21 protein-coding genes and 1 pseudogene are annotated in these 23,303 nt (G+C 74.5%); 17 read left to right on the top strand and 5 right to left on the bottom strand.

Translation table 11 applies throughout. The features are described from left to right. The first annotated feature begins 6 nt into the window (after positions 1–6). The 3 genes from ACWCXC_RS18555 to ACWCXC_RS18545 are packed head-to-tail and all read left to right on the top strand — an operon-like array spanning position 7 to position 2,697. Positions 7–537 (top strand): nuclear transport factor 2 family protein, encoded by a 531-nt coding sequence (locus tag ACWCXC_RS18555; protein ID WP_450681280.1) that lies wholly within the window; start codon positions 7–9, stop codon positions 535–537. A 50-nt stretch (positions 538–587) separates the two neighbouring features. Further along, positions 588–1,397 carry a hypothetical protein gene (locus tag ACWCXC_RS18550; protein WP_450889883.1) on the top strand — a complete coding sequence of 270 codons (810 nt, stop codon included), beginning with the start codon at positions 588–590 and terminating at the stop codon, positions 1,395–1,397. Between the two features lie 22 nt (positions 1,398–1,419). Beyond that, positions 1,420–2,697: a hypothetical protein gene (locus tag ACWCXC_RS18545; protein ID WP_450889881.1), complete on the top strand. Its 1,278-nt coding sequence runs from the start codon at positions 1,420–1,422 to the stop codon at positions 2,695–2,697. Here ACWCXC_RS18545 and ACWCXC_RS18540 read toward each other — a convergent pair. Then, positions 2,694–3,752 carry an ATP-dependent DNA ligase gene (locus ACWCXC_RS18540; protein ID WP_450889879.1) on the bottom strand — a complete coding sequence of 353 codons (1,059 nt, stop codon included), beginning with the start codon at positions 3,750–3,752 and terminating at the stop codon, positions 2,694–2,696. The two genes, ACWCXC_RS18545 and ACWCXC_RS18540, sit on opposite strands and share 4 nt — an antisense overlap. A 97-nt stretch (positions 3,753–3,849) precedes the next feature. On the opposite strand from ACWCXC_RS18540, the gene ligD reads away from it, so the two are divergent. The 3 genes from ligD (at position 3,850) to ACWCXC_RS18525 (ending at position 7,129) form a co-directional block, all read left to right on the top strand. After that, on the top strand, positions 3,850–4,878 hold the full coding sequence (gene ligD / locus ACWCXC_RS18535; RefSeq protein ID WP_450681333.1) for a non-homologous end-joining DNA ligase: 1,029 nt from the start codon (positions 3,850–3,852) through the stop codon (positions 4,876–4,878). Then, complete coding sequence (locus tag ACWCXC_RS18530) at positions 4,875–5,972, top strand: ABC transporter permease (RefSeq protein WP_450681276.1); 1,098 nt, start codon at positions 4,875–4,877, stop codon at positions 5,970–5,972. The genes ligD and ACWCXC_RS18530 overlap by 4 nt, the downstream gene beginning before the upstream one ends. 146 nt (positions 5,973–6,118) lie before the next feature. Further along, positions 6,119–7,129 (top strand): multicopper oxidase domain-containing protein, encoded by a 1,011-nt coding sequence (locus tag ACWCXC_RS18525; protein WP_450889876.1) that lies wholly within the window; start codon positions 6,119–6,121, stop codon positions 7,127–7,129. 10 nt (positions 7,130–7,139) lie between these two features. Here the strand turns inward: ACWCXC_RS18525 and ACWCXC_RS18520 are convergent, their stop codons facing one another. Next, positions 7,140–9,311: a DEAD/DEAH box helicase gene (locus ACWCXC_RS18520; protein ID WP_450889874.1), complete on the bottom strand. Its 2,172-nt coding sequence runs from the start codon at positions 9,309–9,311 to the stop codon at positions 7,140–7,142. Between the two features lie 105 nt (positions 9,312–9,416). Next, the gene (locus ACWCXC_RS18515) at positions 9,417–10,199 is read right to left on the bottom strand and encodes an IclR family transcriptional regulator (protein ID WP_450681273.1); all 783 of its coding nucleotides are present in this window, start codon (positions 10,197–10,199) and stop codon (positions 9,417–9,419) included. Between the two features lie 200 nt (positions 10,200–10,399). Between ACWCXC_RS18515 and ACWCXC_RS18510 the strand changes: the two genes are divergently transcribed. From ACWCXC_RS18510 to ACWCXC_RS18465, 10 genes and pseudogenes are all read left to right on the top strand, one after another. Beyond that, the gene (locus ACWCXC_RS18510; protein ID WP_450681272.1) at positions 10,400–10,510 is read left to right on the top strand and encodes a putative leader peptide; all 111 of its coding nucleotides are present in this window, start codon (positions 10,400–10,402) and stop codon (positions 10,508–10,510) included. 204 nt (positions 10,511–10,714) lie between these two features. Next, a complete protein-coding gene (locus ACWCXC_RS18505) occupies positions 10,715–11,737 on the top strand; it encodes an ABC transporter substrate-binding protein (RefSeq protein WP_450889871.1) in 1,023 nt (340 codons plus the stop codon). Between the two features lie 2 nt (positions 11,738–11,739). After that, a complete protein-coding gene (locus ACWCXC_RS18500) occupies positions 11,740–12,762 on the top strand; it encodes an NrtA/SsuA/CpmA family ABC transporter substrate-binding protein (RefSeq protein ID WP_450889869.1) in 1,023 nt (340 codons plus the stop codon). Further along, complete coding sequence (locus ACWCXC_RS18495) at positions 12,759–13,649, top strand: ABC transporter permease (RefSeq protein ID WP_450681269.1); 891 nt, start codon at positions 12,759–12,761, stop codon at positions 13,647–13,649. Before ACWCXC_RS18500 ends, ACWCXC_RS18495 begins: the two co-directional genes overlap by 4 nt. After that, the gene (locus ACWCXC_RS18490) at positions 13,646–14,443 is read left to right on the top strand and encodes an ABC transporter ATP-binding protein (RefSeq protein WP_450889866.1); all 798 of its coding nucleotides are present in this window, start codon (positions 13,646–13,648) and stop codon (positions 14,441–14,443) included. The genes ACWCXC_RS18495 and ACWCXC_RS18490 overlap by 4 nt, the downstream gene beginning before the upstream one ends. After that, the gene (locus ACWCXC_RS18485) at positions 14,444–15,331 is read left to right on the top strand and encodes an ABC transporter substrate-binding protein (RefSeq protein ID WP_450681267.1); all 888 of its coding nucleotides are present in this window, start codon (positions 14,444–14,446) and stop codon (positions 15,329–15,331) included. It abuts the gene before it with no gap. A gap of 4 nt (positions 15,332–15,335) precedes the next feature. After that, the gene (locus ACWCXC_RS18480) at positions 15,336–16,409 is read left to right on the top strand and encodes an LLM class flavin-dependent oxidoreductase (RefSeq protein WP_450889864.1); all 1,074 of its coding nucleotides are present in this window, start codon (positions 15,336–15,338) and stop codon (positions 16,407–16,409) included. 123 nt (positions 16,410–16,532) lie between these two features. Further along, entirely contained in the window at positions 16,533–16,781 is a 249-nt protein-coding gene (locus tag ACWCXC_RS18475) for a WhiB family transcriptional regulator (protein WP_450681265.1), read from the top strand. Continuing rightward, positions 16,682–17,233: pseudogene (locus ACWCXC_RS18470) on the top strand (GMC family oxidoreductase N-terminal domain-containing protein); the annotation flags it as partial. The gene ACWCXC_RS18475 and the pseudogene ACWCXC_RS18470, both read left to right, overlap by 100 nt. 85 nt (positions 17,234–17,318) lie before the next feature. Further along, a complete protein-coding gene (locus ACWCXC_RS18465) occupies positions 17,319–17,795 on the top strand; it encodes a GMC oxidoreductase (protein ID WP_450889989.1) in 477 nt (158 codons plus the stop codon). Between the two features lie 25 nt (positions 17,796–17,820). Here the strand turns inward: ACWCXC_RS18465 and ACWCXC_RS18460 are convergent, their stop codons facing one another. Then, a complete protein-coding gene (locus ACWCXC_RS18460) occupies positions 17,821–18,735 on the bottom strand; it encodes a chitosanase (protein WP_450681331.1) in 915 nt (304 codons plus the stop codon). 73 nt (positions 18,736–18,808) lie between these two features. On the opposite strand from ACWCXC_RS18460, the gene ACWCXC_RS18455 reads away from it, so the two are divergent. After that, entirely contained in the window at positions 18,809–22,168 is a 3,360-nt protein-coding gene (locus ACWCXC_RS18455) for a hypothetical protein (protein WP_450889862.1), read from the top strand. A gap of 63 nt (positions 22,169–22,231) precedes the next feature. On the opposite strand, the gene ACWCXC_RS18450 is transcribed toward ACWCXC_RS18455, so the two are convergent. Continuing rightward, positions 22,232–23,206, bottom strand: a complete 975-nt coding sequence (locus tag ACWCXC_RS18450) for an acyl-ACP desaturase (RefSeq protein ID WP_450889860.1) — start codon at positions 23,204–23,206, stop codon at positions 22,232–22,234. Positions 23,207–23,303: the final 97 nt, after the last annotated feature.

Here is a 23,303-nt window from a genome sequence, read left to right as displayed (position 1 = left end):
GCAGTGATGGCACGGGCACGGATGACGAGGAACCCGCTGACGGCGACGGCGATCGTGCTGACGCTGGCGGCGGCCTGCGCCGCGGGGTGGGGCGGAGTGTCCTGGTACCAGGCGGAGCACGACGACTCGGCGGCGTACGCGCGCGCCCGCGACGAGGCGCTGGCCGCCGGCGAGCAGGCCGTGCAGAACATGAACACGCTCGACCACGCGCAGGTCGCCAAGGGGCTCGACGTCTGGGAGGACTCCACCACCGGGGACCTGCACCAGCAACTCGTGGACGGACGCGACGGGTTCGTGAAGCAGATCCAGGAGGCGAAGACGGTCAGCACCGCCAAGGTGCTCTCCGGGGCGGTCACCGAACTCGACGAACGGGCCGGCCGGGCCGGCGTCATGGTGGCCCTGCGCGTCACCGTGACCGCCCCCAAGGGGAAGCCCGCGGTGAAGGAGAGCCGGATGCTGGGGCAGCTCACCCGCACCCCCGACGGGTGGAAGCTCAGCGCCCTCGGCCAGGCGCCCGTCGGCAACACCGCCGGCTAGCGGCCGCCGGCACCCCCGCCCCGCCATCCCGCACCGAGAGGACCCCGGACATGTCGACGACCCGTCACCTCGTCAACCGGCAGCGCCGCCTGGCCACCGTCGCCGCCGAACGCGCCACCGCGCCCACCGCCCCGCACCGCCCCGGCGAGCCCGGCACCGAGACCGGGGCCGTAGACGAGACCTCCGCCGACGCGCCGGTGGATCCGGAATCGGCCGACGGCGACGACGAACCCGGGAAGCCCGCTGACCCCGACGGGAAGGAGCCCGGGGCGCAGGGGGCCGGAGAGAAGGAAGCCGGGGAGAAGGAGACCCGGGAGGAGAGAACCGGACCCGCCCGGCTCGCCCGGCTGCGCATCCGGCTGCCCGCCGTGCTCTGCGCCGCCACCGTGCTCCTCGGGGCCTTCGCCGCCTGGGCGTTCACCGAGTCCGGCAGTCTGCGGGACGATCCGAGCCGGCAGAACACCGCCCTCACCGACATCAGCCGCACGAGCGAGGTGAAGGGCCAGATCACCGAGGCCGTCGGCGCGGTGTTCTCGTACGACTACGCCTCACCGGCCAAGTCCGAGGCGGCGGTGAAGAAGTACCTGACGGGCAGGGCGGTCGGGCAGCACACGGACATGCTCGCCGCCGTCCGGGCCCAGGCGCCCAAGCAGAAGCTGGTCCTCACCACGACCGTCACCGAGAGCGGAGTGGAACTCCTCGACGGCGACCGCGCCCGGCTCCTCGTCTTCGCGGACCAGCGCAACACCCGTACGGGCACGTCGGAGGAGACCACGTACGCGGCGGCCATGTTTGCCGTGGACGCCGTTCGCCGGGGAGGCACCTGGCGGATATCGGCCATCGATACGTTCACCCGGTGACCCGGGGGAGAGGAGAGCACGCATGAGGTTCAACGGCACCATGCGCCGCGGACTCGGCGGCACCGCGGCCGCCGTCGCCGCGATGGCGGCGCTCACCGCGTCCCAGGCACCGGGCACCGCCGCCCACGACACCGCACCCCGGCAGAACACCGAGACGGACGAGGTCCGGTGGTCCGAGGTCGCCAACGACGACTCGTACCACACCGAACTCCCGCCCCTGAAGAGCCCCGAGCCGCCGAAACCGGGGGCGAAGCAGAGCAGGGCCGCCGTCCAGTCCTGGGCCCAGGCGGGCATCCCGTCCACGGTGCTCGCCGCGTACCGGGACGCGGAGAGCCGGCTGCGGCGCGAGGACCCCGGCTGCCGGCTGCCCTGGCAGCTGCTGGCCGCCATCGGCAAGGTCGAGTCGGGACACGCCGCGGGCGGCCGGGTCGACGCCCGGGGGACCACCCTCACCCCGATCCTCGGCCCGGTGCTCAACGGCGTGGGCTTCGCCCGGATCCCGGACACCGACGGCGGCGCGTACGACGGGGACAAGACGTACGACCGGGCGGTCGGCCCCATGCAGTTCATCCCCTCGACATGGGCGCACTGGGCGAGGGACGGCAACGGCGACGGGATCAGCGACCCCGGCAACGTCTACGACGCGTCGCTCGCCGCGGGGGCCTATCTCTGCGCGGGCGGCCGGGATCTCGCGGTCTCCGCCGACCTCGACCGGGCGATCCTGAGCTACAACCACTCGGACACCTATCTGCGGACCGTGCTGTCCTGGCTGGCGTTCTACCGCAGCGGTGTCCACGTGGTGCCCGACGGCAAGGGCGTCGTCCCGAAGAGCCCGGGGGCCGGGGGCCCCACCGAGCCCGAGCACGCCGTGGGCGGCCCCGGCACGGAGCCGGCCCGGAACGGCGGTGGCGGCGGCGGTGGCGGCATCCAGGTCGGTCCGCAGCCCGGCCATTCCGCGCGCCCGACCACCCCCGGCACCGTCGACCCGGGCACCGGCCCGCAGCCCGGCACCGAATCCCCGGAGCCGGGCAACCCCACCGGCCCCGGAACGCCCGACCCCACGGACCCGGGCACCCCGGACCCCACCGACCCGGGAACCCCCGACCCCACCGATCCGGGCACCACCCCCGACCCGGGCACCACCCCCGATCCCGGGACGACCCCGCCCGACCCGGGGGAGACCGGCTGCCCGTCGCCCGATCCGACGGACACCACCGCGCCGAGCCCCGACCCGTCGGCCGACCCCACCGAATCCCCGGAGCCGTGCCCCTCGCAGACGCCCGCCTCCGAAGCGTCCTAACCCGACAGCACCGCGGCCAGGTCGTACCGCACCACCTCTTCGAGTTGCGCGTAGGTGCAGCTCGAAGGGGTGCGGTCCGGCCGCCAGCGGCGGAACCGGGCCGTGTGCCGGAAGCGGTCTCCCTCCATGTGGTCGTACGCCACCTCGCAGACCCGCTCGGGGCGCACCGCCACCCACGTCATGTCCTTCTTCCCGGACCAGCGGCTCGGGGCGCCCGGCATCCGGGAGTGCTCATGCGCCTCGGCGTCGGCCCACGCGCCCCAGGGATGGCCGGCCGGGTCGGTCACCAGCGGCTCCAGTTCGGCGACCAGCTCCGCGCGCCGCTTCATCGGGAAGGCGGCGCAGACGCCCACGTGCTGGAGCGCGCCCGCGTCGTCGTACAGACCGAGCAGCAGCGAGCCCACGACCGGCCCGCTCTTGTGGAAGCGGTAGCCCGCCACGACGACATCGGCGGTCCGCTCGTGCTTGATCTTGTACATCGCCCGGGTGTCCGGCCGGTACGGAAGATCCAGCGGCTTGGCCACCACACCGTCGAGTCCCGCCCCCTCGTACCGGTCGAACCACTCCCGGGCCGTCTCCGGATCGGTGGTCGCCGGGGCCAGGTGCACCGGAGGGGCGGACGGCGCGAGGGCGGACTCCAGCACCGTGCGCCGCTCCGACTGGCGCATCGTCAGCAGCGAGTCGTCGCCGAGCGCCAGCAGATCGAAGACGACCAGACTGGCCGGGGTCCGCTCGGCCAGCAGTCGCACCCGGGAGTCGGCGGGATGGATGCGCTCGCTCAGGCGGTCGAAGTCCAGCCGCCCCTCGTGCGCGACGACGATCTCGCCGTCCACGACGCACCGGGGCGGGAGGTTGTCGCGGACCGCGGTGACCAGCTCGGGGAAGTACCGGGTCAGCGGTTTGCCGGTCCGGCTGCCGATCACGACCTCGTCGCCGTCCCGGTGCACGATCGCCCGGAAGCCGTCCCACTTCGCCTCGTACTGCATGCCCGGCGGGATCGTCGCCACGGACTTGGCGAGCATCGGCTTCAGGGGCGGCATCACCGGCAGGTCCATGCCCCGATTGTGGACCCGTACGCCACCTGAGTCCTCCGATATGCGGCATATGTGTGCCCGGCCTAGCGTGGCCGACATGGCAGCAGCGGGCAGAGCGGTGGAACTGGACGCGGCCGGACGGGCGGTCCGGCTGTCCAACCCGGACAAGGTCTACTTTCCGGCGAAGGGGTACACGAAGCGGGACGTGGCAGAGTACTTCCTCGCCGTCGGGCCCGGGATCCTGCGGGCCCTGCGCAACCGGCCCACCACCCTCCAGCGCTTCGTGGACGGGGTCGAGGGCGAGTTCTTCTACCAGAAACGCGCCCCGAAGAACCTGCCCGACTGGATCCCCACCGCCGAGATCGCCTTCCCCAGCGGGCGCACCGCCCACGAGATCTGCCCGACCGAGGAGGCCGCCGTCCTCTGGGCGGCCAATCTGGGCACGCTCACCTTCCACCCCTGGCCGGTCCGGGCCGACGACACCGACCACCCGGACGAACTGCGCATCGACCTCGATCCGCAGCCCGGGACCGACTACGCCGACGCCGTCGCGGCCGCCCACGAACTGCGCTCCGTCCTGGAGGACCACGGACTGCGCGGCTGGCCCAAGACCTCCGGCGGACGCGGCATCCACGTCTTCGTGCCCATCGAGGCGCGCTGGACCTTCACGGAGGTCCGCCGCGCGACCATCGCGGCCGGGCGCGCCCTGGAACGCCGGATGCCCGACCGGGTGACCACCGCCTGGTGGAAGGAGGAGCGCGGCGAGCGGATCTTCGTGGACTTCAACCAGACCGCCCGGGACCGCACGATCGCCTCCGCCTATTCCGTGCGCCCCCGCCCGCACGCCCCGGTCTCGGCCCCGTTGAGCTGGGACGAGATCGACGACGTGGAACCCCGCGACTTCGACATCCGCACCATGCCGGCGCGGTACGCGGAACGGGGGGATGTGCACGCGGACATGGAGGGGGAGGCGTTCCGGCTGGACGGGCTGCTGGAGTTGGCCGGTCGCGACGAGAAGGACCGGGGGCTGGGCGACATGCCCTATCCGCCGGAGTACCCCAAGATGCCGGGCGAGCCGAAGCGGGTGCAGCCCAGCCGGGCCCGCCACGACGGGGACGACGACCAGGCCGAGGGCGCCGGCGCATGAGCGGTAGCGAGCCGGTGGCCGAGCACCCCCCGGAGGCCCACGGCCCCCACGGCGCGCACGGCCGCACGCCCGACGTCCGCCAGAGGTGGGCCTCCTTCAAGGCGTCCCCGTACTTCCCGGCGACGGTCCTGCTGTTCATCCTCGCCGCCGCCGCCGGGCTGTTCGCCGGCTCCTACACGTACGCGATGGCCAATCCGACCCCCCACCGGATCCCCACCGCCGTGGTCACCGACCCGGAGACCGACCGGGGGCGGCAGTTCGTCGCCGGGATGGACAAGGCGCTCGACGCCTCGCTGGTCATCCATGTCTTCGCGACGCCCGCGGCGGCGCGGGAGGCGCTGGAGAACCAGGAGGTCTTCGCGATCGTGCGCTCCGGCCCGGCCGGGGTCTCCCTCCAGGTGGCCGGGGCCTCCGGCGCGGCCGTCGCCCAACTGCTCGCCGAATCGGCGGTCAAGGTCGGGGACACGCTCGGCCTTCCGGTCGCGGTGACGGACGTCAAGCCGCTCCAGAAGGGCGACCCGCGCGGGCTCGCGCTCTTCTACATCTCGCTCGCCGCCGTGATCGTCGGCTTCGTGGGCTCGATCCAGCTCAGCGTGCACGCCCGCGGTCTCCTGCCGGGGGAACGGATCGCGTTCGCGATCGCCTACTCGCTGCTCGGCGCCTTCGCGATCGCGGCGGTGGTCGACTGGCTGCTGGGCGCCGTCGATCTGCCCTTCGCCGAGTCCTGGGCGATCCTCGCCTTCACGATGTTCACCTCCGGCATGGTCTTCACCATGTTCAACACCCTGCTGGGCCGCTGGGCGATGCTCCCGACCTGGGGCGTCATGGTGCTGCTGGGCAACCCCTCCTCGGGCGGGGCGGTCTCCTGGCCGCTGCTGCCCTCGCTGCTCGGGCACATCGGCCGCTGGCTGCCCCCGGGTGCCTCCGTCAACGCCCAGCACACCGCCGTCTACTACCAGGGCCATCAGCGGCTCTTCCCGTACCTGGTGCTCGCGGGCTGGTGCCTGGTCTCGTGCACGGTCTTCTGGGTGTGGCGCCATCGCCACCCCGGGGGCCGCGACCGGCAACCCGCTCATGCGGCCCCGGCCGACTGATCCCCGGCGACCGTTTCGCGACTCGCCCATGCCCGTTCCGGACGGAAACGGACAGATTCCTTACGGTGGGTGAGCAATGTGCCCCGGGCTGTTCACGGCCCGTCGCGGAACCCCGGGCGTGCCCGCCCGGCAGTGGGGAGTTCGACATGGACCGTAGAAGCTTCAGCCGGCGGATGCTCATGGGCGGCGGCGCGGCCGCGGCGGCCGGGGTGACCTCGCTGGCCCTCCCCCGGACGGAAGCGGTCGCCCGGCCGCACCCGCCCCGGCGGGCGGGCGCCGGGGGAGCGGTCCGCCGGATGCGGATGTACGTGGAGCAGCTTGCGGACGGCCGGATGGGCTACGGCCTGGAGAAGGGGAAGGCCACCGTGCCGGGCCCGCTCATCGAGATCGTGGAGGGCGACACCCTGCACATCGAGTTCGTGAACACCCTGGACGTCCCCGCCGGACTGCACGCGCACGGCGTCGACTACGACACCGCGAGCGACGGCACCCGGATGAATCTGAGCACCGTCCCACCGGGCGCCACCCGCACCTACACCTGGCGCACCCACACCCCCGGCCGTCACCGCGACGGCACCTGGCGGTCCGGCAGCGCCGGCTACTGGCACTACCACGACCACGCCGTCGGTTCGGAGCACGGCACCGGCGGCATCCGCAAGGGGCTCTACGGGCCCCTCGTCGTCCGCCGCCGCGGCGACGTCCTGCCCGACCGGACCATCGCCATCGTCTTCAACGACATGTCGATCAACAACACCCCGGCCGGCCGCACCCCCGACTTCGACGTCACCCTCGGCGAACGCCTCGAAGTCGTCATGATCACGCACGGCGACTTCTACCACACCTTCCATCTGCACGGTCACCGCTGGGCCGACAACCGCACGGGCCTGCTCACCGGCCCCGACGATCCCAGCCGGATCGTCGACACGAAGATCGTCGGGCCGGCGGACTCCTTCGGCTTCCAGGTGATCGCGGGCGAACACGTGGGCCCCGGCGCCTGGATGTACCACTGCCATGTGCAGAGCCACGCCGACCGGGGCATGGGCGGCATGCTCCACGTGAAGAACCCGGACGGGTCGATGCCCGCCCACGAGGCGCAGACCGCCCCCGCGCCGCCGTCCGCCGAACCGTCCGCCTCGCCCGCGGGACACCGGCACTGAGCCCCCGGGGTCAGCCCGGTCCCAGACGCCGCTGCTCCTCCTCCACGATGCGGCGGGCCAGCGAACCGTCCGAGACGTCCACGGCGTCCGGCGTCGTCTCGGCGACATCGCTCCGCCGCGCGTAGGCGTCGAACAGCCGCTCCTTGCGGGCCAGGATGTCCAGCATCCGCTGGTCGACGCTGTCCGCCGCGAGCAGCCGGTGCACCTGGACCGTCCGTATCTGGCCCATCCGGTGCACCCGCGCCACCGCCTGGTGCTCCGTGGTCGGGGTGAGCTGCGGCTCGCACAGGATCACCACCGACGCGGCCTGCATGTTCAGCCCGACCCCGCCCGCCTGGATCTGGCTCAGCAGCACCGCGTGCCCGCGCGCGTCCGCGAAACCGTCGATCAGCCGCTGCCGCCGCCCCGCCTCCACACTGCCGTTCAACGGCCCGAACACCCCGTCGCCCAGGGCCCCGCGCACGGTGTCCAGCACCTCCCGGAAGTACGAGAACACCACGACCTTCGCCCCGTTCTCCGCGGCCTCCGCGACCAGCTCGCGCAGCCGCTGGAGCTTGGCGGAGCTCTCCGGGCGGGCGTAGGCCGCCCGCCGCATCGCCATGAAGTGCCCGGCAGCCACCGCCTCGCGGTAGGCCGCCCGGTCCGCCTCGCTGAACTCCTCCCACTCGTCCACCTGGACCAGCGCCGGGAGTTCGGTGAGCACGTCCTGCTGGTTGCGGCGCAGATAGGCGGGGGCGACGGCGCGGCGGAACGCCTGGGAGCCGGCCGCGCCGTGCGTCGTGGTGACCGCCGGGGCCAGCTCGGGGCGCAACTGGCGGACCAGGCTGCGGAACTCCTCCACCCGGTTCTCCATCGGCGTCCCGGTCAGGAACAGCACGTGCTCGGTCCGCCGCGACCAGGCGGCCACCGCCCGGGACCGCCGGGTCTCCGGATTCTTCACGTAGTGCGCCTCGTCGACCACGAGCATCCCGGGGCGCATCCCGGCCGCATCCAGGGAGTGCAGCCCGTCGAAGGTGGTCAGCGCCACCCCGCCGGACGCCCGCCACTGGGCGAACGCCGCCGCGCGCTCCGGACCGTGCACCGGCAGGACCTCCAGCGTGGACCGGGCCCGGACCTCCCGCGCCCAGGAGATCAGCACGCTCGCCGGGCACACCACGAGGAAGTGCGTCTCCCCCCGCGCGGCCAGGTGCGCGAGGGCCGCGATGGCCTGCACGGTCTTGCCGAGCCCCATCTCGTCGCCGAGGATCACCCGCTTCTGCGCCAGCGCGAAACGGGCGCCGAACGACTGGTAGCCGCGCAGCGACACCCGCAGCCGGGCGTCGTCCAGCCGCAGCCCCCGCACCCGGTCCGCCATGCCCGACGGCAGGAAGCCCTCGGCCGCGTCCCGGTCCGGCCCGGTGCCCGACAGCTCCGCCAGCAGGCTGTAGTACTCCGCGGACCGCAGCTCGAAGTCCACCCACGCGGCGACCGCCGACTCCGGGTCCCGCAGCAGATCGACGGAGACCTGACCGAACAGCAGCGGCAGCCCCCGCTCCCGCGCGTCCGCCACCGCGTCCTGCACCGAGGCCACGGCCTCCAGCGCGTCCGCCCGCACCCGCCGCCGGGCGAACGCCAGCCGCAGCCGTCCCCGCGCCGGAGCGGCGGCGGCCAGCGCCGGTTCCAGCCGCCCGGCGAGCCGGCGCGCCCCGTCCACCGCCCGACGCGCGTCGGGCCCCGCGGCCACCAGCCGGTACACGGCGGTGACCAGGGCCGTCGTGGCGTCGTCGGGGGCGTCCACGTCTATCCGCAGGACGACGGTGTCCCGGACCGCGTGCGCGAGACGGGCCGCTGCGGCCAGCGTCTGGTCGGCGGTCTGCGCGCCGACCCCGGGGATCTGGCGGAGCTCGTAGCGACTGGCCGCGTACACCTGGCCGACCGTCGTGAAACCCGCCTGCTCGACCGCCCCGATCCGCAGCCGGCCCTCGGTGACGTCCTTCAGCCGGGAGACCGGGATGGCGGCCAGATCGTGCCGCACCAGCGCGTCCAGCAGCGGATCCAGGGCCGTCCGCACGGCCGCGACCGCCCGCTCGTGGTCCGCCAGCACCGCACGGGCCGCCGCGAGGAGTCCGTCGGCCCGCGTCAGCAGCTCCCGGGCCGCCCGCCCGGTCGGTGCCCCGCTCTCCGTGGACCCGCCCTCAGCCATGTACGTCCTTACCGTCCCCGCACCTCGTGCCGCCGCTGTGCCAGGCGACCGCCCGGAGCGCCCATATCGTCCCATGCGGCGGGGCGCGGGACGGCGGACCCCCGGTCAGCCTGCGGGCGGCCGGCGCTCGCCCGGGGGCAGCAGCAGCACCTCCAGGGCGCGGGCGCACGACCGGGCCCTGGCCAGGAACCAGTCCCGGCGCGCCTCGGTGATCACCGACGGCGTGGCCCGTACGGCCAGGGCGAAGCGGGCGTATCCGGCGCCGTCCAGCACCGGTACCGCCAGGGTCCGCACCCCGTACGCGGACTCGCCGTCGTTGACCGCGTGGGCCGCCGCCCGGACCCGGGCCAACTCGGCTTCCAGCGCGGCCGGTTCGACGATCGTCCGGTCGGTGAACGCGGGCAGCGGCGGCAGCGAGGCGGGTCCGCCCTCGCCCGGCCGCGCCCACGCCAGCAGGACCTTGCCCAGCGCGGTCGAATGCAGCGGCCGGCGCAGCCCGACCTTCGGCGTCACCGAACCGCCCGCGACGATCACCGCGTGCGCCCCGCTGCGCAGCGCCAGATCGGCGGTGGCCCCGGTGCGCTCGGCCAGATCGGCCAGTTCCGGGGCGGCCAGATGCAGACCCCGCTGGTGGTACGAGAGCCGGCCCAGCTCGGTCACGGCCGGACCGAGCCGGTACCGGGAGGTCCGGGCGTCCTGCTCCAGGAACCCGGCGCCTAGCAGGGTGCGCGCCAGCCGGTGCGCGGTCGACGCCGAGAGCGAGAGCCGGCGCGCCAGGTCCGAGGCGCTCAGATCGGGCCCGTTGTCGTGGAAGCAGTGCAGTACGTCCAGGGCGCGCCGGACCGCCTGCGCCCCGGCGGGCGCGCGCTCTGCCGCCGTCTCGGTCATGACATCACTCTCCGCTCGCGTTCCCGGGGTGGGAAGGTCTCGACCGTGCCATATGGCGGCAGCCGCACCGGAGGAAAAACCCCCTGGTGAAACACTGTGTTCACGCCCGGTCCCACATCATGGGAAGCGAGTTGTGGGCGTGCGCGCCGCCGTGGCAGGGTTCAGCCCGTCACCACCGACGAGCAGAAGGGAGCAGTGCCATGGCCGGCCGCCGATCCGCGTCACCCGCCCGCACCGCCCCGGTCCCGCTCGCCCTCACGCTGCGCCGTCACATCGACCTGGCCCGCGTGTCCAGCGCCGCCTGTCGCTGACCCTCTTCCCGCACCGACCCGGGCCGCCCGGCGCCCGCCGCGTCCCGCGCGCCGCCGTACCGCCCGCACCTCCACCTCCGCACCGGAGCGCCCTGCCGCGCCCACCCGGAGGTGACGGCCCGCCGCGCCCGTACGCCGCGCCCCGGCGCCCGCCGTCGCCGCGCCCGCCTCCGTCTCCGCCCCGCCGATCCCCCGGGAGGACCCATGCCGTCCGCCGCCCTGCCCGACACCCTCTGGTTCACCCGCTGTCCCGTACCCACCGCCACCGGCATCGCGGCCGACCGGCGGTGGCTCACCGAGGAGTTCGCCGCCGACGGCATCTCCGTACGCTCCCTCCAGGACGCCTCCCCGGACGCCGACCGCGCCGCGCACTACACCCACGCGCTGCCCGGCCTCTTCCGCGAGGGCGGCAACGTGCCCGCGCTGTGGGCCCGTTCACGCGGGGAGCGCACCCGGCTGATCGGGCTCACCTGGATCGAGGAACGGCAGACCGTCCTGGTCGCGCCCGGTTCCGGCATCCGGGGTGCCGAGGCGCTGCGCGGACGGCGGCTCGCCGTGCCCCGCCACGACCTGGCCATCGACTTCTGGCGTGCCATGGCGCTGCGCGGGTTCGAGGGCGCGCTCGCGTCGGCCGGACTGACCTGGCAGGACGCCGTACGCGTCGACGTGCCCGCCGACGGCCGCCCCGGCCAGTGGGCGGCCGAACTGGACGCGCTGCGGCGCGGTGACGTCGACGCCGTGTACGTGAAGGGCGCGCTGGCCGTCGAGGCTGCCCGCCGGGCCGGGGCCGAGGTGGCCGTGGAACTCGACGCGCTGCCCGAGCGCCTCCACCGCGTCAACAACGGCACCCCGCGCCCCATCACCGTCCACCAGCGGCTCCTGGACGAACACCCCGGACTCGTCGACCGCTTCCTCGCCGTGCTGCTGAAGGCCGCCGACTGGGCCGCGCACCAGCCCGACGAGGTCGCCCGGATCCTCGGTGCCGAGACCGGCGCCGGTGCCGACGGAGTCGCCGGCGCCTACCGCCCCGGCACCCATCTGACCCTCCACCCCGATCTCTCCGCCGAACGCCTCGCCCTGCTCACCGCCCAGGAGGCGGGGCTGCGTGCCCACGGCTTCCTGCCCGAACCCGTCGACGTCGCCGCCTGGGCCGACCCCGGACCCCTGCACCGCGCGACCGCGCTCGCCCGCGCCGCCACTGCCCCACGAGACCAGAGGACCCCCTGACCATGCATCTCGCCCGCTCCCCGCGTACGGCCGCCGCCGCGGCCCTCCTCACGGTCTCCGCGCTCCTCGCCCTCACCGCCTGCGGCACATCCGAGGCGGACAGCGCCCAGGACGGACCGGGCGGCCGGACCACCGTGACCGTCCGCATCCCCGACCCCGGCAACTCCGGGGTGCTCGCCCTCGGCAAGAAGGACGGCAGCCTCGACAAGGCCCTGGCCGAGGTCGGCGCCAAGGTGAAGTGGACCGGCAGCGCGGGTCCGTTCGCCCCCGCCGCCCAGGCGATGAACGCCGATCAGCTGGACATCGCCACCGGCTCCATCACCTCCGGCATCACCTCGCTCGCCCAGCGCCCCGGATTCAAGTTCTTCACCGCCGTCGACCCGGACGCCGCGGGCGAGGGCATCCTGGTGCGCGACGGCTCCGGCATCCGCTCGATCGCGGACCTGGCCGGGAAGAAGGTCGCCGTCAACCAGGGCGGCACCGGGGAGTACCTGCTGCTCAAGGCCCTGGCCAAGGCCGGGATCCCGGCCGACGAGGTCACCCGGGTCTATCTGCGCCCGGACCAGACGGCGGCCGTGTTCAACGCGGGCAAGGTCGACGCCTGGGCCGTCTGGGCCACCTACGCCGTCGCCGAGATCGGCAGCGGCAAGGCCCACTTCGTCGCCGACGGCGCGGCGATCGGCTCCGACAACTACAGCCTCAACGCCGTCCGCACGGACTTCGCCGAGCAGCACCCCGAGGTCGTCAAGGCGCTCTACCGGTACCTCCACGACGCCAGCGCCGAGGAGAAGCGGAACCCCGCCGCCTACCTCAACGTCTTCACGGACGTCGGCCCCACCGCCGTCACCGGCCGGGCCAAGGAGGTCCAGGCGGAGTTCACCGCCAAGGGCGGCACCGTCGACCCCATCGGCCCCGAGGACATCACCCGCTTCAAGGCCGTCGCCCGCTTCTACGCCGAACAGAAGGTCACCCGCACCGAGGTCGACGTCGCCGCGCACCTGCTGGACGTGGAGACCCTGGGATGAGCGGCCTCGCCACCGGACCCACGACCGGAACCGGGGCGCCGCCGGTCGACGGGAAGCGCACGGAGCCGGACGCCCTCGCCGGGCTCGTGCGGCCCCGCCCCCGCACCGGCCGGCCGCGCGGACGGGCCTACGCCCTCACCGTCCGCGCGCTCGGCCCCGTCGCCCTGCTGGCCCTGTGGTGGGCGGCCTCCGCCACCGGCCTGCTCACCCCCGACGTCCTCGCCTCGCCCGGCGAGGTCCTGCGCGCGGTACGGGAGCTGTGGGGCAACGGGCAACTGCCCGACGCCCTCACCACCTCGCTCACCCGCTCCGGACTCGGCCTGCTGCTCGGACTCGCCGCCGGACTGACCCTCGGCATCACCACCGGCTTCACCCGCCTCGGCGACGAACTCCTCGACTCCTCGATCCAGACCCTGCGCACCATCCCGTTCCTCTCCCTGGTCCCGCTGTTCATGGTCTGGTTCGGCATCAACGAGACGGCCAAGATCCTCCTCATCGCCGTGGCCACCACCTTCCCGATGTACGTCTCCACCGCGAGCGGCGTACGCAGCACGGACCCCAAGCTCGTGGAGGCCATGCGCAGCTTCGGGATGGGGCGCCTCGCCCTCGTCCGTGAGGTCGTCCTGCCCGGAGCCCTGCCGTCGCTCCTCGCCGGACTGCGGCTGTCGATGACGCTCAGCGTCATCGCGCTGATCGCCGCCGAGGAGATCAACGCCACCGCCGGCATCGGCTATCTGATGTCCCAGGCCCAGAGCTACGCCCGCACCGACATCCTCGCCGTCTGCATCCTCGTCTACGGACTCCTCGGGCTCACCGCCGACATCGTCGTGCGGCTCCTGGAACGCCTGCTGATGCCGTGGCGCACCCAGAAGGGAGCCGTCCGATGAGCGCCCCCGCCCCGTCCGCCCGCCCCGCCGTCCACGTGCGGGGCCTGCGCCGGGCCTTCGAGGGCCGGGCCGTCCTCGACGGCCTCCGGCTCGACATCGACCGGGGCGAGTTCGTCGCCCTGCTCGGTGCGAGCGGCAGCGGGAAGACGACGCTGCTGCGCATCCTCGGCGCACTCGACTCCGCCGACGGGGGAGAGGTGCTGGTCCCCGAGGCCCGCACCATCGTCTTCCAGGAACCGCGCCTCGTCCCGTCCAAGCGGGTCCTCGCCAACGTCACCGTCGCGCTGCCCCGCGACCGGGCGGCCGACGGGCTGCGCGCCTTGGCCGAGGTCGGCCTCGAACGCCACGCGGCGGCCTGGCCGGCCACCCTCTCCGGGGGCGAGGCCCAGCGCGTCGCCCTCGCCCGCGCCCTGGTCAGGGAGCCCGAACTCCTGCTGCTCGACGAGCCGTTCGCCGCACTCGACGCGCTGACCCGGCTCAAGATGCAGGACCTCGTCGGGGAGCTGTGCCGCCGCCACCGGCCCGCCGTGCTGCTGGTCACCCACGACGTGGACGAGGCCGTCCGGCTCGCCGACCGCGTCGCCGTCCTGCGCGACGGCCGGCTGGTCACCGACGAACCCGTCACCGTCGAGCGCCCCCGCGACCCCGGCGACCCCGCCTTCGCGGCCCTGCGCCGCCGGCTCCTCGCCGACCTCGGCGTCGAGACCGCACCACCGGCCCCGCCGCCCGCCGGACCGTCCACCGCACAGCCCGCCCCGCCGTCCCCCGAACGAACCGAAGCCGGAGTGATCTGAATGACCCTCACCATCGGTGTCCACAGCAGCAACCCGTCCCTCTACTACCTCTACCACCTCTCCCGCCTCGGCTTCGCCCAGGAGGAACTGGCCCCGCTCGGCGAGAGCGTCGTCTTCCACCCGTACACCAACGGCGTCCGCACCGGAGAGCTGCTGTCCCGGGGCGTCATCGACTTCGGCGGCACCGGATCCACCCCGCCGATCACCGCCCAGGCCGCCGGACACGACATCGTCTACACCGCCGTCTCCGCCCCGCGCCCCGAGCACGGAGCGCTCCTGGTGCCCGAGGACTCCCCCCTGACCACGGCCGCCGACCTCAAGGGCACCACCGTGCACCTGGCGATCGGTTCCTGGCAGACCCATCTCGTCGCCAAGGCCCTGGACGACGCGGGACTCTCGTACGCCGACGACATCACCGCCGTCCGCTCCGGCCCCGACAGCGAGCGGCTGCTGCGCACCGGCGAGATCGCCGCCTGGGTCGCCCAGGGCGCCGAACTGGCCGCCGCCCGCCGCACCGGCGGGCTGCGCACCCTGATCCGCACCGGCGACGTCATCAGCGACCGCTCGGTCTTCTTCACCCGTCGCGAGCTGGCCGAATCCCGCCCCGAGGCCGTCGAGGCGCTGACCCGGGCGCTGGAGCGCGCCGACGCCTGGGCCGCCGCCCATCCCCGGCAGGCGGCCGAGATCGCCGCCGCGGACCTCGGCGGCTCGGCCGACGACTGGGAGACCGCGCTCACCTCCCTGCCCTGGGCGATCGAACCCGTCGGCGACGCCTTCCTCGCCGAGCAGCAGGAGGCCGCCGACATCTTCCACCGCACCGGATTCATCGACCGCCCGGTCACCGTCGCGCACGCCCGCGCACGGGCCGCCACCGACAAGGCGGTATGACGACATGGCGACCGAAGTCCTCTGGTACGTCATCCCGCGCGAGGGCGCCTATCCCTGGGAACCCGAAGGCAGACGCCCGGTCGACCTGGGCTATCTGACCCAGCTCGCCGGCACCGTCGAACGGCTCGGCTACAGCGGGGCGCTCCTGGCCACCGACCTCTACGACGTCTGGCCGCTCGGCAGCGCCCTCGCCGCCTCCACCAGCACCCGGTTCAAGCCGCTGCTCGCCGTCCACCCGGGGCTGATCGCGCCGACCCTGCTGGCCAAGATGGCCCTCAGCTTCGACACGCTCTTCGGCGGCCGGCTCCGCTTCAACGTGGTGAACGGCTCCACGCAGGCCCTGCGGGAGTACGGGCTCCACGTGGAGCACGACGAGCGGTACGAGCTGAGCGCCGAGTACTGGTCGATCGTGAAGCGGCTCACGGCCGGCGAGGTCTTCGACCACAAGGGCCGCTTCTACGACCTGAAGAACGCCGGGGCGTCCTTCAGGGAGCTGAAACCCGTCCAGGACGGCCATGTCCCGCTCTGGTTCGGCGGCTCCTCGGACCCCGGCATCGAGATGGCGGCCGAACACGTCGACGTCTTCCTCACCTGGGGCGAGCCGCCCCATCTGCTGAAGGAGAAGCTGGCGAAGGTGCGGGCCAGGGCCGCCGCGTACGGCCGGACACTGCGCATCGGGCTCCGGCTGCACCTGATCGTCCGCGACACCGAGGACGCCGCCTGGGCCGCCGCCGACCGGCTCCTCGACGTCACGAGCGAGGCGACGTACGCCCGGCAGCTCGGCGACCGGGCGGGCGAGGACGGGGTCGGCTGGCAGCGCCAGTTCCGCCAGCACGGCGGACGGGTCCCCGCCCGCGCCCGCGAACTGGAGGTCCACCCGAACATGTGGCCGGGCATGAGCCTGTTCCGGCCGGGCCCCGGCACCGCCGTGGTCGGTTCGACGGCCCAGGTCGTGGAGCGGCTGAAGGAGTTCGAGGACCTGGGCGTGGACACCTTCATCCTCTCCGGAAACCCCCTGCTGGAGGAGGCGTACCGGGTCGCGGAGACGGTGCTGCCGGCCCTCGGCGTCACCCGCTGAACCGCGCGGGCCGGACGCGCGCGGGCTCCGCCCCGTGCGCCTCCGGCCCGCGCGACGCTCCACCGGGGACCGCGCCATGGATCGTTGATCAGTCGTTTATCGCGGCACGGCACTGTGTGGCGCATGCTGATCAACACCGCGGCCGACCCCGCTCGCGCCTGGCAGGAGACGGCGCTGTGCGCGCAGACGGGGCCCGAGTTCTTCTTCCCCGCTCCCGGCAGCTCCACCCGTGAGGCCAAGCAGCTCTGCAACGCCTGCGAAGGACGCCAGGCATGTCTGGAGTACGCACTCGCCAACGACGAACGCTTCGGCGTCTGGGGCGGTCTCTCCGAGAAGGAGCGCGACCAGCTGCGCAGAGTCGGCAACGCCTGACTTGCCCGGCTCCGGTTGCACGGGCCGGGTGTGAACGGCGCCCGCCCGTGCGAGACTTCGGCCTTCCGCACATCGTCCCGCGGGCCCCCGGCCGCACCGGGGGCCCGCCACGACCGCGAGGAGAAGCCGAGTTGAGCGAGTACGACTACATCGTCGTCGGAGCCGGTTCGGCCGGCTGCGTGCTGGCGGCGCGGCTGTCCGAGGACCCCACCGTCCGGGTCGCGCTCATCGAGTCCGGCGGACCCGACCGCAGCACCGGGATCCGCATCCCGGCCGCGTTCCCGAAGCTCTTCAAGACGGCCTACGACTGGGACTTCACCACCCGGAAGCAGCCCGCCCTCGGCGGCCGGGAGCTGTTCTGGCCGCGCGGCCACACCCTCGGCGGCTCGTCCTCGATCAACGCCATGATGTGGGTACGCGGCCACCGCGACGACTACGACGCCTGGGCCGAGGCCGCCGGGGACGCATGGGGACACGACGCGTTCGTCCCGTACTTCCGGCGGGCCGAACGCTGGACCGGACCCACCGGACACGGCACTGGGGGCCCGCTCTTCGGGGAGCAACGGCCGCATCACCCTGGACCCCGACCCCGACCCCGACGCCGGGGCCGGTGGCCCCGGCATCCGGATCGACCCCGGCTATCTGACCGATCCGGCCGATCTGCCCCGGCTGATCGCCGGGGTGCGCCGCGCCGAGACCCTGTTCGCGTCCGGGGCGCTGGCCCCGCACACCTCGGGGCCGATGGCCCCCTACCCCGGACCGGTCGACGACGACCGCCTCGCGGAGTCGATCCGCGCGGACGCCCAGACGCTGTACCACCCCGTGGGCACCTGCCGGATGGGCGAGGACCCCGGGGCGGTCACCGATCCCCGGCTGCGGGTGCGCGGAGTGGACGGGCTGCGGGTCGTGGACGCCTCGGTGATGCCGCGCATCACCCGCGGCCACACCCACGCCCCGACCGTCGCCCTCGCCGAGAAGGCCGCCGAACTCGTCCGGCAGGACGCGCGGGGGTAGGTCCCCTCGTCCGGAGCGGGCCGGGTCAGGGAGCGGGGACGCGGAACGTCTCGCCGTACACCTTCCAGGTCAGCGGCGTCTCCAGGGACAGGTTCCCGTCGTCCAGGAACGCGCGCTGGGCGGTGTCGATGCGCGAGGTGTCCTGCTGGTGCTTCTTCGACTTCATCACGGCACGGGCCGCGTCGAGGAACGCGTCCAGGTACGCCGACTCGTCGCCGCCCTCCTCGACCGTGTCCGCCTCGGCGAGGGCGGCTTCGCGGATGCCGTAGAACTCGTCGGGTCCGGTGCCCGGCCCATGGAGGACCATCGCGTCGAAGTAGACGTACTGGCCCAGGGTGCCGAGCCCGTCGAGCTTCGCCAGCCGGACCGCGGGGACGAAGTAGTCGTGCTCCCGCACCTGGTCCTGAGCGGCGCGGAACTCCGGATCCTCGGCCGACTTCTTCCAGGCGGCCGTGAACCCGGGGTCGAGGCCCTCGTGCGAGGGCGTGCCGTCGACCTTGCGCAGCGCCGGGAGGAACGGTGCCAGCGGGCTGTCCGGGTGGTCCTTCGTGAAGGACTCGACGAACGCCAGCATGTCGTGGGTGCCCGAGCAGAAGCCGACGATCCCGGCGTTGTAGCCGGTCCCGTCGCCGATGTCCTCGATCGTGGCGTACTGGCTGCGCCAGTCCAGCGTCGACCCCTCCGCGCTCGCGAACAGCTTCCAGGCGATCTCGCGCATGGCCGGCGAGGCAAGCCCCGCGGGCATCTTCGCGACCCGCGCGTCCATCTCCGCGCGCTCCTCGTCGTCCGCCGCGGCGTACGGATCGGCCGGCTCGGCGGACGCGGGGGCCGACGCCGCCGCGGTGGGGGAGTCCTCCGGCAGCCCGGACTCGCCGCCGCTGTTGAAGAGGATCGAGGCGGCTATCGCTATCGGTATCCCGAAGAGCACCACGCGGGTCACAGGTTTCACCGCCACAGGGTACGGTCCGTAAAGCGATGGGGAGCGCCCGCCCCCGCACGGCACAATCGCCCCCATGACCGAAGCCCTGCTGCACGCGCTCGATCCGCTGCCCCACCCCGCGCGCATGCGCGAACTCGCGGCCCGCGCGCGTGCGCTGGCCGCATCGGGAGAGCTGCGCGCCGTGCTGGAGGCGCTGGACGGGGGCGGCCCCCACGAGCGGGGCACGGCCGTCGTCGCCGCCGCCGTCGGCGGCGACACGGAGTGGATCGGCGCCCGCGTCGGCGACCCGGACCCCTTCGTCCAGGGCCACGCGCTGAGGGTCGCCCGCAGCCTCGGCGTCCCGGACGAGGCGTACGAACGGGCCCTGGACGATCTGCCCGCCGCCGCGCGACGCCGCCTGCTCCGGGCCGTCGTCCGGGACGGGCGCGCCGCGCTCGCCGCCCGGCTGATCGACCGGGTGCGCGCGGACTGGGGGGACGAGGCGGCCGCCCTGCTGCTGCCGGGCTGCCCGGCCGCGACGGCCGCCGCCCTGCTGCCGGACCTGCTGCACGCGGTGGCGGGCTGGAACGCCCTCGTCCGCAGCCACCCCGACACGGTGCTCGATGTCGTCGAGGCGCAGGTCGCCGCCCTGCCCGAAGCGCGGCGCGCCCCGCGCTGGCAGCGCGATGCGCACGCCGTCGCCGCCTGCGCACGCGTCCGGCCCGACCGCGTCCTCGGCCTCCTCGAACGGCTCGGCCCCGACGGCCTGCCCCGCCCCCTGCTCCACGTCGCCGGCCCCCTCGCCGCCGCCGACCCCGCCCGCACCCTGCGCCTGCTGCTGCGCCCCGGCACCCGGCCGCTGCTGACGGGCGGCGCGCCCGCCCTCGGCCGCGGCACCCTGGTCCGGCTGGCCCGCACCGCGCCCGAGGGGCTCGTCGTGGAACTGGGCCGGGCGCTGGCCCAGGACTCCGGCGCGCTGGCCCGGCTGCTCGCGGCCCTGCCGCCCGGCCGCCGCACCTCCCTGTACGCCTCGGTGACCGAGGGGCAGGGGCCGGGCCGGCCCACCGTCGACCCCGTCGTGCTGGACGCGCTGCCCCGCGGCGGCGTCGCGGACGAGGCCCGCCGCGCGGCCGGCCGGGCGGAGCGGCGGGGCGAGCCCTGGTCCGCGGTGCTGCTCGCCCGCTCCTACCTGCCCGTCGCCGAGGTGTGGGACGACCTCCTCGCCGCCACCCGCCGGCCGGCGGCGGCCGACCGGTCCCTCGCCTGGCCGCTGCTGGTCCGCAACGCCGCGCGCACCGGGGAGCCCGGCCCCGTCGCGGTCCTCCTGGACGACATGGCCCGGCTGCGCAACGAACAGGACCCCGTGCGCTCGGCCGCGCTCCGCGCGCTGAGCACGGTGCCCGCGCCGCTCTTCACGGAGAACACGGCCCCCGCCCTGGACCGGATCGCCACCGACGCGGTCGAGGCCCGCGACTCCTCGTACACGACCCGGCAGGCGCTCACCACCCTCGCCCTGCGGCTGCTGCGCGAGCACACCGTCACCGGCCGGGCCGCCCTCGTCAGTTGGGCGCTGCGGACCCTGGTGCGGATCTCCGGGAACACCGGGGGCGCCGACCTCGGACGCCTCGACCGCACCCTGCGCCGGGGCCAGGAGCAGGCGGTGTTCGACGCGCTGCGGCCCTGGCTGGAGGCGGGCGCGGAGAAGAGCGACTACGGGCTGGTGTTCGCCCTGACCCGGGCGCTCGGCCGGCGCGCGGCCGGGCTGCCCGAACTCCAGGACCTGCTGTGGCAGGCCGTCCGCTTCGGCGGAACCGGCACCGCACGGACCGCCGTCGCCCTCTGGCTGGAGCCGGCCGCGACCCGCTCCGAGCGGGTGGAGCGGCTGCTCGCCCTCGACGCCTCGGCCGGCACCGTGCCCGAGGCGCTGCGCGTGCTGACCCGCGTCCGCACCGACCTGCTCGACCCCTACCTCGCCACCCCGCCGCCGCACGGCCGCTTCCTCACCCCCGGCACCGCCTGGACCGTCCGCCCGGGACCCGAGGCGCGCCGCTGGGTGCCGCGCCAGCACCGCGCCGCCGCCCGCGCGCTGCGCCGCGCCGCCCGCGACGAGAAGCTGCCGCTGTACGACCGCGCCGCCGCGATCGACGCCCTCGCTTCCCTACCCGCGCTCGGCACCGACGCCGTACGGGAGTGGACCGCGTCGGACGACGTGGTGCTGGCCGAGGCCGCGCTGACCGCCCTCGGCCGCACCGACCGGGCCACCGACGTACTCCCGGAACTGCTGGCGCTGAGCGGGGACGACCGCGCCCGGGTCGCCGTCTTCGCCGCCGGGCGGGCCTCCCGGAACGTGCGCCCCTCCGTGCTGGCGCCGCTGCTGCGGGAGCGGCTCGCCCCCGGCACCGGCAAGGTGACCGCGCGCAAGGAGGCCGTGCGGCTCGCCGTGGCCCGGCTGCCCCGGGGGACCGCCGCCGATCTGGTCGGCGAGGCGTACGCGGCACCCGGGCAGCACGTGGACGTGCGCGCCGCGTGCGTGGCGGCGGCCGTGGACCTGCTGGGCGACGCACGGATGTGGCGGATGCTCGCCGAGGCCGCGTCCGGGCCCGCCGTGCTGCGCGCCGCCGTCCTGAACGTGTGGCCGTTCTGCCTTCCCGCGGCGCACCGGCCCGGGTACGCGCGCCTGGTCCGCGAGGTGTGCGCGACGGACGACGAGGAACTCGCCGCCTCCGCCCACGGGGTCGCCGCCCACTGGATCCCCTGGGAACCGGCGCTCGGCGCGGTCCTGGCGGACGCCGTCACGGATCTGGGACGCCGCTCCTGGCAGGCGGCGGCCGGCGCGCTCGCCAGGGCCGCGTCCACCGACTCCGGGGAGGCCGCGCCGGCGCTCCTGGGGGCGCTGGCGACGCTGGCGGACGCGGTGGCCGTGGAGGACGCGGACAGCGAGCGCGACCGGCCCGCCCGGCAGCGCGTCGTCCACCTGGTGAACCGCCTCGTGCTGGGCGCGCGGACCCCTCTCGGCGCCCCGGACCGCACCGTCCTGACCGACGCCGGTGAGCTGCTGGCCCGCCACCGCGACTACGCACCGCAGGCCGCGGCCCTGCTGGTGGAGGCGGTGGACCCGGAGTGCGGCCCCGAGGAGCTGTACCCGGCGCTCGACCGGCTGGCCGTGCTGCACACGGGCCGGGGCGCCCTCGCGGCGCGCACCGCCGCGCGCTTCGGCGCGAGAGCCCGGGTGCCGGGGGGCGGGGAGGGGCCGGCGGGTCTGCTCCGGGTGGCGGGCCGCCTCGCCGAGGACGGGCGGCTCGCGCACGGGCTGCTGGCGGTGAGCCTGGTCGCGGTGGGCGGCCGGCACACCGGCTGGACCGGACCGTGGCGCACCCAGCTGCGGCTGCTGCGGCGCCACCAGGAGGCCGAGGTGCGCGACGCCGCGTTCGCGGAGGTCACCGCGGAGGAGTGAGCCGGGGGCCGCGCCCGGCCGGACGCGGCACTCCCCGGACCGAGGCGGCCCTCCGGGCGGTGCTCAGCCCTGGGCGCGGGCCGCCATCCGCGCCTTGCGCGCGGCCAGCTTCTCGTCGAACTTGGACGCCTCGCCGTCCAGCCCGTTCATGTACAGGCCCAGCTCCTCCTGGGCCTGCAGGCCCTCCGGGCCGAGGCCGTCGATGTCGAGCACCTTCAGATAGCGCAGCACCGGCTGGATCACGTCGTCGTGGTGGATCCGCAGGTTGTAGATCTCGCCGATGGCCATCTGGGCGGCGGCCCGCTCGAAGCCGGGCATGCCGTGTCCGGGCATCCGGAAGTTCACCACGACATCGCGCACGGACTGCATGGTCAGGTCCGGGGCGAGCTCGAAGGCCGCGCCGAGGAGGTTGCGGTAGAACACCATGTGGAGGTTCTCGTCGGTGGCGATGCGGGCCAGCATCCGGTCGCAGACCGGATCGCCCGACTGGTGTCCGGTGTTGCGGTGCGAGACCCGGGTGGCCAGCTCCTGGAAGGCGACGTACGCCACGGAGTGGAGCATCGAGTGGCGGTTGTCGGACTCGAAGCCCTCCGCCATGTGCGCCATCCGGAACTGCTCCAGCTTGTCCGGGTCCACGGCGCGGGAGGTGAGCAGGTAGTCCCGCATGACGATGCCGTGGCGGCCCTCCTCGGCGGTCCAGCGGTGCACCCAGGTGCCCCAGGCGCCGTCACGGCCGAAGAGCGAGGCGATCTCGTGGTGGTAGCTGGGGAGGTTGTCCTCGGTCAGCAGGTTCACCACGAGGGCGATCCGGCCGATGTCCGTCACCTTGGACTGGTCCGTGCGCCAGGCATCGCCGTCCTCGAAGACGCCGGGGAAGTTGCGTCCGTCGGAGAACGGCACGTACTCGTGCGGCATCCAGTCCTTGGCGACCTTGAGATGGCGGTTGAGCTCCTTCTCCACCACTTCTTCCAGCGCGTACAGCAGATGGGCGTCGGTCCACGCCGGTGAACTGCCGAGGGAGGCAGAGGTGATCGTCACGGGGAGCTCCTGGGGACGGGAGAAGTACCTACGGCTTCGTAGGTTACGAAACCGTAGGTTAAAGCCGCGGTAAGGCTCTGGCCAAGCCCGTCCGGGC

The organism is Streptomyces sp. NPDC001515, from assembly GCF_053597115.1.
This window is presented reverse-complemented; position numbering and strand designations above follow the sequence as displayed.

Coding starts and splice junctions, on each gene's coding strand:
- ACWCXC_RS18555 (WP_450681280.1), top strand. CDS start 7: ATGGCACGGGCACGGATGACGAGGAACCCGCTGACGGCGACGGCGATC.
- ACWCXC_RS18550 (WP_450889883.1), top strand. CDS start 588: ATGTCGACGACCCGTCACCTCGTCAACCGGCAGCGCCGCCTGGCCACC.
- ACWCXC_RS18545 (WP_450889881.1), top strand. CDS start 1,420: ATGAGGTTCAACGGCACCATGCGCCGCGGACTCGGCGGCACCGCGGCC.
- ACWCXC_RS18540 (WP_450889879.1), bottom strand. CDS start 3,752: ATGGACCTGCCGGTGATGCCGCCCCTGAAGCCGATGCTCGCCAAGTCC.
- ACWCXC_RS18530 (WP_450681276.1), top strand. CDS start 4,875: ATGAGCGGTAGCGAGCCGGTGGCCGAGCACCCCCCGGAGGCCCACGGC.
- ACWCXC_RS18525 (WP_450889876.1), top strand. CDS start 6,119: ATGGACCGTAGAAGCTTCAGCCGGCGGATGCTCATGGGCGGCGGCGCG.
- ACWCXC_RS18520 (WP_450889874.1), bottom strand. CDS start 9,311: ATGGCTGAGGGCGGGTCCACGGAGAGCGGGGCACCGACCGGGCGGGCG.
- ACWCXC_RS18515 (WP_450681273.1), bottom strand. CDS start 10,199: ATGACCGAGACGGCGGCAGAGCGCGCGCCCGCCGGGGCGCAGGCGGTC.
- ACWCXC_RS18510 (WP_450681272.1), top strand. CDS start 10,400: ATGGCCGGCCGCCGATCCGCGTCACCCGCCCGCACCGCCCCGGTCCCG.
- ACWCXC_RS18505 (WP_450889871.1), top strand. CDS start 10,715: ATGCCGTCCGCCGCCCTGCCCGACACCCTCTGGTTCACCCGCTGTCCC.
- ACWCXC_RS18500 (WP_450889869.1), top strand. CDS start 11,740: ATGCATCTCGCCCGCTCCCCGCGTACGGCCGCCGCCGCGGCCCTCCTC.
- ACWCXC_RS18495 (WP_450681269.1), top strand. CDS start 12,759: ATGAGCGGCCTCGCCACCGGACCCACGACCGGAACCGGGGCGCCGCCG.
- ACWCXC_RS18490 (WP_450889866.1), top strand. CDS start 13,646: ATGAGCGCCCCCGCCCCGTCCGCCCGCCCCGCCGTCCACGTGCGGGGC.
- ACWCXC_RS18485 (WP_450681267.1), top strand. CDS start 14,444: ATGACCCTCACCATCGGTGTCCACAGCAGCAACCCGTCCCTCTACTAC.
- ACWCXC_RS18480 (WP_450889864.1), top strand. CDS start 15,336: ATGGCGACCGAAGTCCTCTGGTACGTCATCCCGCGCGAGGGCGCCTAT.
- ACWCXC_RS18475 (WP_450681265.1), top strand. CDS start 16,533: ATGCTGATCAACACCGCGGCCGACCCCGCTCGCGCCTGGCAGGAGACG.
- ACWCXC_RS18455 (WP_450889862.1), top strand. CDS start 18,809: ATGACCGAAGCCCTGCTGCACGCGCTCGATCCGCTGCCCCACCCCGCG.